Source organism: Streptomyces bacillaris (assembly GCF_003268675.1).
Classification (GTDB): Bacteria; Actinomycetota; Actinomycetes; order Streptomycetales; family Streptomycetaceae; genus Streptomyces; species Streptomyces bacillaris.
On sequence record NZ_CP029378.1, the window covers coordinates 3997060 to 4010828 of the forward strand.

14 protein-coding genes are annotated in these 13769 nt (G+C 72.6%); 7 read left to right on the forward strand and 7 right to left on the reverse strand.

The genetic code is table 11. From position 1 onward, the window contains the following. Positions 1 to 18: 18 nt before the first annotated feature. Genes DJ476_RS17310 through paaA form a run of 5 tightly spaced genes read right to left on the reverse strand, consistent with a single transcriptional unit; the run spans position 19 to position 3720 of the window. A complete protein-coding gene (locus DJ476_RS17310) occupies positions 19 to 1077 on the reverse strand; it encodes a 2Fe-2S iron-sulfur cluster-binding protein (protein WP_112490967.1) in 1059 nt (352 codons plus the stop codon). Next, the gene (paaD, locus tag DJ476_RS17315; RefSeq protein WP_019762360.1) at positions 1078 to 1575 is read right to left on the reverse strand and encodes a 1,2-phenylacetyl-CoA epoxidase subunit PaaD; all 498 of its coding nucleotides are present in this window, start codon (positions 1573 to 1575) and stop codon (positions 1078 to 1080) included. After that, positions 1569 to 2363 (reverse strand): 1,2-phenylacetyl-CoA epoxidase subunit PaaC, encoded by a 795-nt coding sequence (paaC, locus tag DJ476_RS17320; protein ID WP_112490968.1) that lies wholly within the window; start codon positions 2361 to 2363, stop codon positions 1569 to 1571. The genes paaD and paaC overlap by 7 nt, the downstream gene beginning before the upstream one ends. Next, entirely contained in the window at positions 2360 to 2650 is a 291-nt protein-coding gene (gene paaB, locus DJ476_RS17325; RefSeq protein ID WP_018489793.1) for a 1,2-phenylacetyl-CoA epoxidase subunit PaaB, read from the reverse strand. The genes paaC and paaB overlap by 4 nt, the downstream gene beginning before the upstream one ends. After that, a complete protein-coding gene (gene paaA, locus DJ476_RS17330; protein WP_103418424.1) occupies positions 2647 to 3720 on the reverse strand; it encodes a 1,2-phenylacetyl-CoA epoxidase subunit PaaA in 1074 nt (357 codons plus the stop codon). Before paaA ends, paaB begins: the two co-directional genes overlap by 4 nt. A 115-nt stretch (positions 3721 to 3835) precedes the next feature. On the opposite strand from paaA, the gene DJ476_RS17335 reads away from it, so the two are divergent. The 3 genes from DJ476_RS17335 to DJ476_RS17345 are packed head-to-tail and all read left to right on the forward strand — an operon-like array spanning position 3836 to position 6788. After that, on the forward strand, positions 3836 to 4633 hold the full coding sequence (locus DJ476_RS17335) for a DUF5819 family protein (protein ID WP_103418423.1): 798 nt from the start codon (positions 3836 to 3838) through the stop codon (positions 4631 to 4633). Continuing rightward, positions 4630 to 6111, forward strand: coding sequence for an HTTM domain-containing protein (locus tag DJ476_RS17340; RefSeq protein ID WP_103418422.1), 1482 nt, complete (start codon positions 4630 to 4632; stop codon positions 6109 to 6111). Before DJ476_RS17335 ends, DJ476_RS17340 begins: the two co-directional genes overlap by 4 nt. Beyond that, positions 6108 to 6788, forward strand: coding sequence for a TrmH family RNA methyltransferase (locus DJ476_RS17345; protein ID WP_103418421.1), 681 nt, complete (start codon positions 6108 to 6110; stop codon positions 6786 to 6788). Before DJ476_RS17340 ends, DJ476_RS17345 begins: the two co-directional genes overlap by 4 nt. Before the next feature lie 5 nt (positions 6789 to 6793). Here DJ476_RS17345 and paaN read toward each other — a convergent pair whose 3' ends face one another. Continuing rightward, positions 6794 to 8494, reverse strand: a complete 1701-nt coding sequence (paaN, locus tag DJ476_RS17350) for a phenylacetic acid degradation protein PaaN (RefSeq protein WP_103418420.1) — start codon at positions 8492 to 8494, stop codon at positions 6794 to 6796. Between the two features lie 157 nt (positions 8495 to 8651). Here paaN and DJ476_RS17355 point away from each other — a divergent pair, with 157 nt between their 5' ends. Next, on the forward strand, positions 8652 to 9257 hold the full coding sequence (locus tag DJ476_RS17355; protein ID WP_019762370.1) for a TetR/AcrR family transcriptional regulator: 606 nt from the start codon (positions 8652 to 8654) through the stop codon (positions 9255 to 9257). Between the two features lie 33 nt (positions 9258 to 9290). Here DJ476_RS17355 and DJ476_RS17360 read toward each other — a convergent pair whose 3' ends face one another. Beyond that, a complete protein-coding gene (locus DJ476_RS17360) occupies positions 9291 to 9884 on the reverse strand; it encodes an Lrp/AsnC family transcriptional regulator (RefSeq protein WP_404827515.1) in 594 nt (197 codons plus the stop codon). Between the two features lie 239 nt (positions 9885 to 10123). On the opposite strand from DJ476_RS17360, the gene pdhA reads away from it, so the two are divergent. Genes pdhA through DJ476_RS17375 form a run of 3 tightly spaced genes read left to right on the forward strand, consistent with a single transcriptional unit; the run spans position 10124 to position 13751 of the window. Continuing rightward, positions 10124 to 11281, forward strand: a complete 1158-nt coding sequence (gene pdhA, locus DJ476_RS17365) for a pyruvate dehydrogenase (acetyl-transferring) E1 component subunit alpha (protein ID WP_053560375.1) — start codon at positions 10124 to 10126, stop codon at positions 11279 to 11281. Continuing rightward, positions 11278 to 12309: an alpha-ketoacid dehydrogenase subunit beta gene (locus tag DJ476_RS17370; protein ID WP_112490970.1), complete on the forward strand. Its 1032-nt coding sequence runs from the start codon at positions 11278 to 11280 to the stop codon at positions 12307 to 12309. The genes pdhA and DJ476_RS17370 overlap by 4 nt, the downstream gene beginning before the upstream one ends. Further along, a complete protein-coding gene (locus tag DJ476_RS17375) occupies positions 12309 to 13751 on the forward strand; it encodes a dihydrolipoamide acetyltransferase family protein (RefSeq protein WP_112492548.1) in 1443 nt (480 codons plus the stop codon). The genes DJ476_RS17370 and DJ476_RS17375 overlap by 1 nt, the downstream gene beginning before the upstream one ends. Positions 13752 to 13769: the final 18 nt, after the last annotated feature.

The window sequence follows — 13769 nt, forward strand, 5'->3', positions numbered from 1 at the left end:
ACGGGAGGGGAGGCGGCGTCAGCGGTCGAAGTCCAGCTCCACCTCCGGGGTGAGCGGATGCGCCTGGCAGGCCAGCACGAACCCGGCGTCCGTCTCCTCCGGCTCCAGCGCGAAGTTCCGCTCCATCCGGACCTCGCCCGAGACGAGGAACGCCCGGCAGGTGCCGCACACCCCGCCCTTGCAGGCGTACGGAGCGTCCGAGCGGCTCCGCAGCACCGTCTCCAGCAGGGATTCCGCGTCCTGCACGGGCCAGCTGCCGGAGCGACCGTGCAGGGTGGCCGTCAGCGTGGCGTCGGAGGGGGCGGCGACCTTGACCACCGTGACGTCCGACGGGCCGTCGTCGACGTGGAAGATCTCCTGGTGGACCCGGGTCCGGTCGACCTCCAGCGCACGCAGGGCCTTCTCCGTCCCTCGTACGAGACCGAGCGGCCCGCACAGGAACCAGCCGTCGACCTCCGCCACCGGAAGCACCGCGGGCAGCAGCGAGAGAAGCCGCTCGGTGTCCAGACGGCCGGAGGGGAGTCCGGCCGACTGCTCCTCCCGGGAGAGCGCCGTGATCAGCTGGAAGCGGTCCGGATAGCGGTCCTTGAGGTCGGCCACCTCGTCCAGGAACATCGTGGAGGCCGCCGTGCGGTCGCTGCGGATCAGACAGAACCGCGCCTTCTCCTCCCGGGCCAGGAGCGTGGCCGCCATCGACAGCACCGGGGTGATCCCGCTGCCACCGACCACCGCCGCGAAGAGCCCCGGGCGCGGCTCCAGCACGAAGCGGCCCATCGGAGGCATGGCCTCCACCTGGTCCCCGACGGCCAGCTCCTTCAGGGCGTAGGTGGAGAACGCCCCGCCCTCGACCCCCCGGATGCCGACCCGCACCACCGGCTCGGCGGGCTGCTCGGCGGCCGGTGCGCAGATCGAGTACGAGCGGCGGATCTCCTTGCCGTCCACGGTGAAGCGCACGTTCAGATGCTGGCCCGGCGTGTGGCGGAAGGTCTCGCGCAGCTCGGCGGGCACGGCGAAGGTGACGGCCACCGCGTCGTCCGTGATCCGTTCGATCGCGCTGACCCGGAGCGGATGGAACATCTACAACTCCTTGAAGTGGTCGAACGGTTCGCGGCAGGCGACGCAGCGGCGCAGGGCCTTGCACGCCGTGGAGGAGAACCGGCTGAGCAGCTCCGTCTCCGTGGAGCCGCAGTGCGGGCAGCGCACGGAGAGCGTCAGGGGCACGGGGCCGCCGTCGGCGCTGTGGGCGCGCGGGGGCGCTATGCCGAACTCGGCGAGCTTGCGGCGCCCCTCCGCGCTGATGTCGTCGGTCGACCAGGCCGGTGCGAGCACTGTGACCACGGAGACCTCGGGCACCCCGTTCTCGTGGAGCACGCGCTCGATGTCGGCGGACATGGCCTCGATCGCCGGGCAGCCGGTGTACGTCGGGGTGAGCCGGACCGTCACCCGGCCCGGGCCCTCCACGTCCACGCCCCGTAGGACGCCCAGCTCGGCCAGGGTCAGCACCGGCAGCTCGGGGTCGGGGACGGACCCGGCGAGGGAGCGCAGCTCCGCCTCCAGCGGGGTGTCGGTCACCATGACGCCCCCGGGTGGCTGCGGTGCAGATGCTGCATCTCGGCGAGCATCCGGCCGAACGGCTCGGTGTGCAGGCCCTGCCGGCCCGCGCCCGCCGCCCATGCCCCGGTCCGGGGGCCGGTGGGGAGCGTCAGCGTGGCCCGCTCCACGGTGGCGGTGACGGCGGAGAGCCAGACGCTCTCCAGCTCCGCCCAGTCGACACCGGAGCCGGAGCCGCTGGTGCCCGTGGCGCCTGCGGTGTCGGTGGTGCCCGTCGTGCCTGCGGTGTCGGTGGCGCCCGTGGTGCCTGTGGCGTCGAGTCCTTCGATCGGCTGGAACATCTCCCCGGTGAAGCGCCAGAGCGCCTCCAGGCCGGCCTGCATCCGCTCATGGCTCTCGGCGGTGCCGTCCCCGAGCCGCAGGACCCACTGCTCGGCGTGGTCCCGGTGGTAGGCGACCTCCTTGACGGCCTTCGCCGCCAGCTCCGCGAACTCGCCGTCCCCGGCCGCCAGCCGCTCGTACAGCAGGTGCTGGTAGACGGAGAAGTAGAGCTGGCGGGCGATGGTGTGGGCGAAGTCGCCGTTGGGCTGCTCGACCAGCTGGAGGTTGCGGAAGGCCCGCTCCTCGCGGAGGTAGGCCAGCTCGTCCTCGTCACCGACGAGCGAGAGCAGCACCCGCGCCTGCCCCAGCAGGTCCAGGGCGATGTTGGCGAGGGCCACCTCCTCCTCCAGGACGGGGGCGTGACCCGCCCACTCCCCCAGCCGGTGCGAGAGCACCAGCGCGTCGTCGCCGAGGGCGAGGGCGGCGCTCACAGGTGCTTCACCCCGTCCGGGATCTCGTAGAAGGTCGGGTGGCGGTAGGGCTTGTCCGCGGCCGGCTCGAAGAACGAGTCCTTCTCGTCGGGCGAGGAGGCGGTGATCTCCGTGGACGGGACGACCCAGATCGAGACGCCCTCGGAGCGGCGGGTGTAGAGGTCGCGCGCGTTGCGCAGGGCCATCTCGGCGTCGGGGGCGTGGAGGCTGCCCGCGTGGGTGTGGGAGAGCCCGCGCCGTGAGCGCACGAACACCTCCCACAGCGGCCAGTCGGTCGAGCTGCTCATGCCGTCTCCTCCACGTGCTGTGCGGGCTGTGCGGTCCAGGTGGACGGGGTGGTGTGCTTGGCGGCGTACGCGGCGGCCGCGTCCCTGACCCAGGCGCCTTCTTCGTGGGCCCTGCGCCGCTGGGTGATCCGCTGCTCGTTGCACGGGCCGTTGCCCTTCAGGACCTGCTGGAATTCCGTCCAGTCGATCGCGCCGAAGTCGTGCTGTCCGCGCTCCTCGTTCCACCGGATGTCGGGGTCCGGCAGGGTGAGGCCCAGCGCCTCGGCCTGGGGCACGCAGATGTCCACGAAGCGCTGGCGCAGCTCGTCGTTGGAGTGCCGCTTGATCTTCCAGGCCATCGACTGCTCGGAGTGGGACGAGGCGTCGTCGGGCGGGCCGAACATCATCAGCGACGGCCACCACCAGCGGTCCACCGCGTCCTGGGCCATCGCGTGCTGGGCCTCGGTGCCTCGGCTGAGGGCGAGGAGCAGCTCGTACCCCTGGCGCTGGTGGAAGGACTCCTCCTTGCAGATGCGGACCATCGCGCGGGCGTAGGGGCCGTAGGAGCAGCGGCAGAGCGGCACCTGGTTGGTGATGGCCGCGCCGTCCACCAGCCAGCCGATCGCGCCGACGTCGGCCCAGGTCAGGGTGGGGTAGTTGAAGATCGACGAATAGCGCTGGCGCCCGGCGTGGAGCTTGTCGAGCAGCTCCTCGCGGCTGGTGCCGAGCGTCTCGGCCGCGCTGTAGAGATACAGGCCGTGGCCTGCCTCGTCCTGGACCTTGGCCATCAGGATCGCCTTGCGGCGCAGCGAGGGCGCGCGGGTGATCCAGTTGGCCTCGGGCTGCATCCCGATGATCTCCGAGTGGGCGTGCTGGGCCATCTGGCGGATCAGCGTGGCCCGATAGGCCTCGGGCATCCAGTCACGCGGCTCGATGCGGTCGTCGGCGGCCACCGCCGCGTCGAAGGCGGCGAGGAGTGCCGCGTCGGCCGCCTCGGGGGCGGTGCCCGCCGCCGGGCCTGCCCCTGTCCCTGCCGCTTTCGCCGTGCCTGAGGTGCTCTGCGTCTTCTGGTCCGCAGTCACTGCCGCCATCCCGGGCTCCCTACCGACCGATCGTTCGGTTCACTGACTTCAATGGTCGGTCGGAGGCCCGTAGGGTGTCAACCCTGTGGATAACCGAGCGGTGATCGATGGTGAGCGGGGCGGGATGGGTGCGGACCACGACGGAGGCTCCGGCAGCGGGGTGTCCGGGAGCGTGCACGAGGACGTCCGGCCGCAGGCGGCGAGCCACCACTCCGCGGAACCGGACGCTCCACCGCCGGTCCCCGATCCCCCCGCGGCCGTCCCCGGCATAGCCGGCCTCCCGTTCGGCCACCAGCTCGTCGCCGCCCTGGCCCTGGCCCTCATCGGACTCCTGGCCTGCGCACACGTGGCGATGGTCTTCCTCCACGTGGCCCCGTCCAACACGGTGACCAAGCAGCACGGGAAGACGATCGACGACTGGATCTACCCGGAGTTCGAGCAGAACTGGAAGCTCTTCGCCCCCAACCCGCTCCAGCAGAACATCGCCGTCCACGTCCGCGCCGAGGTGGCCGGGGCCGACGGGCGCCGCACCACCGACTGGATCAGCCTCAGCCGCGAGGACGGCGACGCGATACGCGGCAGCCTCCTCCCCAGCCATGTGCACCAGAACGAGCTGCGCCGCGGCTGGGACTTCTACCTGAACTCGCACGACGAGCAGGACAAGCCCAACGGGCTGCGCGGCGAACTCTCCGAGCGCTACATCCGGCGCATCGCGATGCTGCGGCTCGACGGACGCGATCTGGGCGGCACGGTCGAGCGCATCCAGCTGAGGTCGGCCTCCAGCCTGGTCGCCCCGCCCCCGTGGTCCGACGAGAAGGCCAACACCCGGCCGAGCTACCGCGTCCTGCCCTGGTGGGACGTGACCCCCGACGATCTGCCCGCACCGCGTGACGCGGCGCGCGGCGAGGAGGGGGAGAAGTGACCGCCACCCCGCCCACCCCACCGCACTCCGACCGGCCCGCCCCGGCCCACGAGGCCCCTGCACACAGCGCCCCGAGCCAGGGCACCCCGGGCCACGGCGCCCCGGCGCACGGCAGCCCGAGCCACGCTCCCGCCTACACTCCGGCCCACGCCCCCCGCCCCGGCCCCCCGCAGGACCGGATCGGCGCCGCCGGAGTCGCGCTCGCCCGGGGCCTCCAGCGCATCACCGCATCGGCCCTCGGCCCGTACCAGAGCGCCGTCATCCGGATCGGTTTCGCCGCCACGTACCTCTTCTTCCTGCTGCGCGAGGTGCCGCACCGCCACGAGCTGTACGGCCCCGACAGCCCGTGGCACTGGGACCTGGCCCGGCAGCTCACGGCGGGCAACGAGGCCTTCTCCGTCCTGCTCTGGACGGACAACGTGCTCTGGTTCGAGGCGGTGTACGCGCTCACCGTGCTCTCCGCCGCCGCCCTGCTCCTGGGGTGGCGCACCCGGACGATGTCCGTCCTCTTCATGGTCGGCGTGCTCTCCGTACAGAACCGCAGCGTCTTCATGGGCGACGGCGGCGACAACGTCATCCACCTCATGGCGATCTACCTCGTGCTGACGCGCTGTGCCCAGGTCTGGTCGCTGGACGCCCGGCGCGCGGCCCGGAAGGTCGAGCGGGCCGCCGCGGGGCTGCCGCCCCGGCGGGACGTCGTGGGCCCGGTCCTCTGGGCGCTGCTCGGCCCGGTCCTGATCGTCGCCACCGTGATGGACGGGCTCGGCGGGACCTGGTGGCTGCGCGTGCTGCTCTGGCTGCTCTGGCTCTCCGCCGCGGCCTGGTGGGACGTGAACCGGCACGCGCCCCGGGGGCAGCTCCGCTCCCTGCTCGACGTGCTGGCCAACCTCGTGCACAACGCCGCGCTCGTCGTGATCATGATCGAGGTCTGCCTGATCTACGCGACCGCCGGCTGGTACAAGATCCAGGGCTCGCGCTGGCAGGACGGCACCGCGCTCTACTACCCGCTCAAGCTCGACTACTTCACCCCGTGGCCCGCCCTGTCGGACGTGCTCGCCTCCAGCGGGCTCGTGGTGATGGTGCTGACGTACGCGACGGTCATCGTCCAGGTCGCGTTCCCGTTCACCCTGTTCAACCGGCGGCTCAAGAACGTCCTGCTGGTCATCATGATCGGCGAGCACGCGGGGATCGCCCTGCTGCTGGGGCTGCCGTTCTTCTCGATGGCGATGATCGCGGCGGACGCGGTGTTCCTGCCGACGGTCTTCCTGCTCTGGCTGGGCCGCCGGGCCACGCTGGGCCGGGAGCGGCTGCTCGGACTGCTGCCGGGACGGCCGCGCTCCCCCGAGGGCGGCGGCCCGCCGGAGGTGCCCGCCGCCCGCACGGCACCCGACGACCGGGGCGGTACGGGGAAGGAACGCGGCGGTACGGGGGAGGCCCCGCCGCACGGCACCGGCGGGGGCCATACGCTCGTCGGGTGAGCAGCGAGCCCGGCAGCACCGGCGGTATCCCAGAGCCCCTTCAGTACGACGACGGCTACGGCCAGGAGATCGGCGTCGGCCCGCACCCGCTGCCGTGGCCCGAGGGCGAGCGGTACGACCCCGAGCTGCTGGCCCACGGCGACCGGCGCAACGTCGGTGACGCCTACCGCTACTGGACGCGCGAGGCGATCGTCGCGGACCTGGACCTGCGGCGCCACGACTTCCATGTGGCCGTGGAGAACTGGGGCCACGACTTCAACATCGGCTCCGTGGTCCGGACCGCCAACGCCTTCCTGGCCAAGGAGATCCACATCGTGGGCCGACGGCGCTGGAATCGGCGCGGCGCCATGGTCACCGACCGCTACCAGCATGTGCGCCACCACCCGGACACGGCGGACCTGACCGCCTGGGCGGCCGCCGAGGGGCTGCCGATCATCGGGATCGACAACCTCCCCGGGGCCGTACCGCTGGAGCGGACCGAGCTGCCGCGCCGCTGTGTGCTGCTGTTCGGGCAGGAGGGGCCGGGGCTGACCGAGGAGGCGCGCGAGCACGCCTCGATGGTGTGCTCGATCGCCCAGTTCGGCTCGACCCGGTCCATCAACGCGGGGGCCGCGGCGGCCATCGCCATGCACGCCTGGGTGCAGCGCTACGCCGACATCCCCGACCCCCGCCGGTAGGACACCTACGCCTGGCGGCGGACCTCCACCACGCGGAAGCGGTTGGCGACGAAGGCCGCGTCGCACAGGGCCGCGTTGGCCGCCGGGTTGCCGCCGGAGCCGTGGAAGTCGGAGAAGGCGGCCGTCTGGTTGACGTACACCCCGCCGGTCAGGTTCAGCGAGAGCTGGGCCGACTCGTCCAGGCAGACGTCCTCGATCGCCCGCTCCACCTCGGGGGAGGTGGTGTAGGCGCCGACGGTCATGGCGCCCTTCTCGCGGATCGTGCGGCGCAGCAGCTCCAGAGCGGCGTCCGTCGACTCGACCGCCACGGCGAAGGAGACCGGGCCGAAGCACTCCGAGAGGTACGCCGCGTCCTCGTCGGTCTTCGTCCCGTCGAGCTTGACGACGACCGGCGTACGGACGACGGCGTCGGGGAACTCGGCGTTGGCGACCGTACGGGAGGGGAGGGCCACCTCGCCCAGCTCACCGGCGGCCTCCACCCGGGCCTTGACGTCCGGGTTGACCAGGGCGCCGAGCAGGGCCGCCGCGCGGGCGTCGTCGCCCAGGAGACCGTTGACGGCCGCCGCGATGTCGGAGACCACCTCGTCGTACGACTTGGGGCCGGCGTCCGTGGTGATGCCGTCGCGGGGGATCAGCAGGTTCTGCGGGGTGGTGCACATCTGGCCGCTGTAGAGCGAGAGGGAGAACGCCACGTTGGCGAGCAGGCCCCGGTAGTCGTCGGTGGAGTCGACGACGATCGTGTTGACGCCGGCCTTCTCCGTGTAGACCTGCGCCTGGCGGGCGTTGGCCTCCAGCCAGTCGCCGAAGGCGGTGGAGCCCGTGTAGTCGATGATGCGGATCTCGGGGCGGACCGCGAGGGTCTTGGCGATGCCCTCGCCGGGGCGCTCGGCGGCGAGCGCGACCAGGTTGGGGTCGAAGCCCGCCTCGGCCAGCACCTCACGGGCGATCCGGACGGTGAGCGCGAGCGGCAGCACGGCCCTCGGGTGCGGCTTCACCAGCACCGGGTTGCCGGTTGCGAGCGAGGCGAACAGGCCCGGGTAGCCGTTCCACGTGGGGAAGGTGTTGCAGCCGATGACCAGCGCGATCCCGCGCCCGGACGTGGTGAACGTCTTCGTCAGCTTCAGCGGATCGCGCTTGCCCTGGGGCTTGGACCAGTCGGCGCTCCCCGGCGTGCGCACCTGCTCCTGGTAGGCGTACGCGACGGCTTCCAGACCGCGGTCCTGCGCGTGCGGGCCGCCCGCCTGGAACGCCATCATGAAGGCCTGGCCGCTGGTGTGCATGACCGCGTGGGCCAGCTCGTGGGTGCGGGCGCTGATCCGCGACAGGATCTCCAGACAGACCAGGGCCCGGGTCTCGGGGCCCGCCGCCCGCCAGGCGGCCGTGCCAGCCTTCATCGCCGGGAGCAGGACGTCGATGTCGGCGTGCGGATACTCCACGCCGAGCTCCGGCCCGTACGGCGACACCTCCCCGCCCGTCCAGCCGTCGGTGCCCGGCTGGTCCAGGTCGAACCGGGTGTTCAGCACCGCGTCGAACGCGGCCTTGCCCTCGGCCGCGCCCAGGCTGCCGGGGGCGCCGCCCTCGCCGTACGCCTTCGGGTGCTCGGGGTGCGGCGACCAGTACGCGCGCGTACCGATCGTTTCGAGGGCCTGGTCGAGCGTGGGCCGGTGGGTCTCGGACAGCTGCTGGGGGGTGAGCGCGGCGGCCATGGCGGACCAACTCCTCATCGAGCCGGGCAGGGACGTACGGACGGAGTTAGAGTAACCGAACGATCGGTCGGGACAAGGGGCCCTCGGGGAACCTGTGGACAACTTCGGCGGTCCCCGCCTGTGCGGGGCTGATCCCTGATGGGGGAGGATCGCGGACATGACCACGGCCAAGCGGGACACGTACACCCCGGAGAGTCTGCTCACCGTCGCCGTCCGTGTCTTCAACGAGCGCGGTTACGACGGCACCTCCATGGAGCACCTCTCCAAGGCGGCGGGTATTTCCAAGTCCTCCATCTACCACCATGTGGCGGGCAAGGAGGAGCTGCTGCGCCGGGCCGTGAGCCGGGCGCTCGACGGGCTCTTCGCCGTCCTCGACGAGCCGGGGGCGCAGCGCGGGCGCGCGATCGAGCGGGTCGAGTACGTCACGCGCCGGACCGTCGAGGTGCTGATGGCGGAGGTCCCGTACGTCACGCTGCTGCTGCGGGTGCGCGGCAACACGAAGACCGAGCGCTGGGCGCTGGAGCGGCGGCGCGAGTTCGACCACCGGGTGGCGGAGCTGATGAAGGCCGCCGTGGCCGAGGGCGATCTCCGGGCCGATGTGGACATACGCCTGGCCACCCGGCTGCTCTTCGGCATGGTCAACTCGCTGGTCGAGTGGTACCGGCCGCAGCCGGGCGGCTTCCCGGGCGAGGAACAGCTCGCGGACACCGTGGTCCAGCTCGCCTTCGAGGGGATGCGGGCGACCGGCGACCAGGACCGCTGAGCCCGGCCCCGGCGGGTGGGCTCAGCCGGGTGGTCAGGCCAGCTCCGCCGGGCGGTCCGGGCGGGGGCCGAGGTCCGTCTCCTCGAAGACCAGCAGCGTGCGGGTCGAGAGCACCTCGGGGATCGACTGGATCCGGGTGAGGACCAGTTCGCGCAGCGCCCGGTTGTCGGGCGTGTGCACCAGCAGCAGCACGTCGAAATCCCCGCTGACCAGCGCGATGTGCGTGGCGCCCGGCAGCGCCTGGAGCTGCTCGCGCACGGTGCGCCAGGAGTTCTGCACGATCTGGAGCGTGATGTACGCCGACGCGCCCTGCCCGGCCCGCTCGTGGTCCACCCGCGCCCCGAAACCGCGGATCACGCCGTCCTCGACCAGGCGGTTGATCCGGGCGTAGGCGTTGGCGCGCGAGACATGGACCCGCTCGGCCACCGACCGTATCGAGGCGCGGCCGTCCGTCTGGAGGATGCGCAGGATGTCGCGGTCGATGGCGTCCAGGGGGCGCGCGGGCGGGAGCGCGACGGGCTCCGGGCCGGTCGGGACGGGTGGTGCTGTCGTGGCCGACGGTGCCGCGGCCGGAGGTGCGGGGCGGCCGGGGTCCTCACCCGATCCGGCCATTTGTTCAGCTGCCATCTGCCCGCGCCTCCCCGAAGTGGACGACCTGCCTCTATCTCAGGCTGTGGAGAACCGTTTGTCCACAGGGTGAAGGTGCCTGTAGCCAAAATGCGCCCACGACCGAACAATCGGTAGGTGAGGCACACCACACCGGTGCCTCGCACGTCCCGCGACACCCTCGCGACATCTCTTGACATCCCGTTCCCTATCGACACCCTCGATCTCTTGATCTCCACCGATGCCTGGAGGTGCTTTCCATGACGGTCCAAGAGCTGCCCGGCGCGGCCGCCTACCGGCCCACGCCGCCCCCGGCCTGGAAGCCGATCACCGACCCCGCCCCGCTGCTCCCGGACCCGGAGCCCTACCGGGTGCTCGGCACGGACGCGGTCGCGGACGTCGACCCCGAGCTGCTGCTGAGGCTCCACGCCGAGCTGGTCCGCGGCCGGCGGTACAACACGCAGGCCACCGCGCTGACCAAGCAGGGCCGCCTGGCCGTCTACCCCTCCAGCACCGGCCAGGAGGCGTGCGAGATCGCCGCCGCCCTGGTGCTCGAAGAGCGGGACTGGCTCTTCCCCAGCTACCGGGACACGCTGGCGGCCGTGGCGCGCGGCCTCGACCCGGTCGAGGCGCTGACCCTGCTGCGCGGCGACCGGCACACCGGCTACGACCCGCACCAGCACCGCATCGCCCCGCTCTGCACCCCGCTCGCCACCCAGCTCCCGCACGCGGTGGGCCTGGCTCACGCCGCCCGGCTCAAGGGCGACGACGTGGTGGCGCTCGCCATGGTCGGTGACGGCGGCACCAGCGAGGGCGACTTCCACGAGGCACTGAACTTCGCGGCCGTCTGGAAAGCCCCCGTGGTCTTCCTCGTCCAGAACAACGGCTTCGCCATCTCCGTACCGCTCGCCAAGCAGACCGCCGCCCCCTCCCTCGCCCACAAGGCCGTGGGATACGGGATGCCCGGCCGCCTCGTCGACGGCAACGACGCGGCCGCCGTGCACCAGGTGCTCGGCGAGGCCGTGGCCCGGGCCCGGCGCGGCGAGGGCCCCACGCTGATCGAGGCCGTCACCTACCGCATGGACGCCCACACCAACGCCGACGACGCCACCCGCTACCGGGTCGACAGCGAGGTCGAGGCCTGGCGGGCGCACGACCCCGTCCAGCTCATCGAGCGCGAGCTGACCGAGCGCGGTCTCCTCGATGACGAGGGCATCGAGCGGGCGAAGGAGGCCGCCGAGCGCATGGCCGCCGCCCTCCGCGACCGGATGAACGCCGACCCGGAGCTGGCGCCGATGGACCTCTTCACCCATGTCTACGCGGAGCAGACCAGCCAGCTCCGTGAGCAGGCCGCCGCCCTGCGCGCCGAGCTGGACGCCGAGCAGGACCACGAGCACAGCGCGGAGGAAGGCCGATGACCACGGCGGCGACCAGGGCCGGCACCCGTACGGCGAAGGCGAAACCGGCCACCATGGCCCAGGCCCTCGGGCGCGCCCTGCGCGACTCGATGGCCGAGGACCCGACCGTGCACGTGCTCGGTGAGGACGTCGGCACCCTGGGCGGGGTCTTCCGGATCACCGACGGGCTGGCCAAGGAGTTCGGTGACGACCGGTGCACCGACACCCCGCTGGCCGAGGCGGGCATCCTCGGGGCGGCGGTCGGCATGGCGATGTACGGGCTGCGGCCCGTGGTGGAGATGCAGTTCGACGCGTTCGCCTACCCGGCGTTCGAGCAGCTGATGAGCCATGTCGCCAAGATGCGCAACCGCACCGGGGGAGCCATGCCGCTCCCCATCACCGTGCGCGTGCCCTACGGCGGCGGCATCGGCGGCGTCGAGCACCACAGCGACTCCTCCGAGGCCTACTACATGGCCACCCCCGGCCTCCATGTCGTCACCCCGGCCACGGTGGACGACGCCTACGGACTGCTCCGGGCCTCCATCGCCTCCGACGACCCGGTGGTCTTCCTGGAGCCCAAGCGGCTCTACTGGTCCAAGGCCGACTGGTCGCCGGAGGCCCCGGCCGCCGTCGAGCCGATCGGCAGGGCCGTGGTGCGCCGCACCGGGCGCAGCGCCACGCTGATCACGTACGGCCCGTCCCTGCCGGTCTGTCTGGAGGCCGCCGAGGCGGCCGTCGCGGAGGGCTGGGACCTCGAAGTCGTGGACCTGCGCTCGCTGGTGCCGTTCGACGACGAGACGGTGGCCGCCTCGGTGCGGCGCACCGGCCGCGCGGTCGTCGTCCACGAGTCCCCCGGCTTCGGCGGCCCCGGCGGCGAGATCGCGGCCCGGATCACCGAGCGGTGCTTCCACCACCTGGAGGCCCCGGTGCTGCGGGTGGCGGGCTTCGACATCCCGTATCCGCCGCCCATGCTGGAGCGGCACCATCTGCCGGGAGTCGACCGGGTGCTCGACGCGGTGGCCCGGTTGCAGTGGGAGGCGGACAGCTGATGGCCCAGGTCCTCGAATTCAAGCTGCCGGACCTCGGTGAGGGGCTGACCGAGGCCGAGATCGTGCGCTGGCTGGTGGAGGTCGGCGATGTCGTCGCCATCGACCAGCCCGTCGTCGAGGTCGAGACGGCCAAGGCGATGGTGGAGGTGCCGTGCCCGTACGGGGGTGTGGTGACCGCGCGGTTCGGTGAGGAGGGTTCCGAACTCCCGGTCGGCGCACCGCTGCTGACGGTGGCGGTGGGCGCGACGGAGGCGCCTGCCTCTCCGGCTCCCTCGACTTCTTCGGCTTCGTCGGCTTCCTCGGCGGGCACGCCTGCCGCTGAGGAGCCCTCCGCCGGGTCCGGGAACGTGCTCGTCGGGTACGGGACCGGCGCCCCGGCCGCCCGGCGTCGGCGCATCCGGCCGGAGCGGGTCGGCACCTCCGCCGCGCCCGCACCCGCACCCGCGCCTGTGGTCGAGCACGAGCCGGTGCCGGTGGCCGTGCCCGCCGCAGCCGGTGAGGTGAACGGCCGGCAGGGGCCCGTGGCCGTGGTCTCGCCGCTCGTGCGGCGGCTGGCCCGCCAGCACGAGATCGACCTGCGGCGGCTGGCGGGCTCCGGCCCCGACGGACTGATCCTGCGGGCCGACGTGGACTCCGCGATCCGGCGGGCCGAGGAGGCCGCGCGGGCCCAGACCCGTACGACTGCCGACGGGCCCGTCGTGGCGGAGGCTCCAACGGCGGGTGCGGCAGCACCGGCCGCTGCCGCCGAGCGGATTCCGCTGCGCGGGGTCCGGGGAGCGGTCGCGGACAAGCTGTCGCGCAGCCGCAGCGAGATCCCGGACGCCACCTGCTGGGTCGACGCGGACGCCACCGAGCTGATGGCCGCCCGCGCCGCGATGAACGCCGCGTCGGGCCCGTCCGGCGGGCCCAAGGTGTCGGTCCTGGCGCTGCTGGCCCGGATCTGCACGGCGGCGCTGGCCCGGTACCCCGAGCTGAACTCCACCGTGGACACGGCCGCGCGCGAGATCGTGCGACTGCCCGGTGTGCACCTCGGGTTCGCGGCGCAGACCGAGCGGGGCCTCGTCGTCCCGGTCGTCCGCGACGCGCACACCCGCAACGCCGAGTCGATCGGGGCCGAGATCGCCCGGCTGACCGAACTGGCCCGTACCGGCAAGCTCAGCCCGGCCCAGCTGACCGGCGGCACGTTCACGCTGAACAACTACGGGGTGTTCGGGGTCGACGGCTCGACGCCGATCATCAACCACCCCGAAGCGGCGATGCTCGGCGTCGGCCGGATCATGCCCAAGCCCTGGGTGCACAACGGTGAGCTGGCCGTACGTCAGGTCGTCCAGCTCTCGCTCACCTTCGACCACCGGGTGTGCGACGGCGGAACGGCCGGGGGCTTCCTCCGGTACGTGGCCGACTGCGTGGAGCAGCCTGCGGTGCTGCTGCGCACCCTGTAGGGCCTGTTCGTCGCCCCG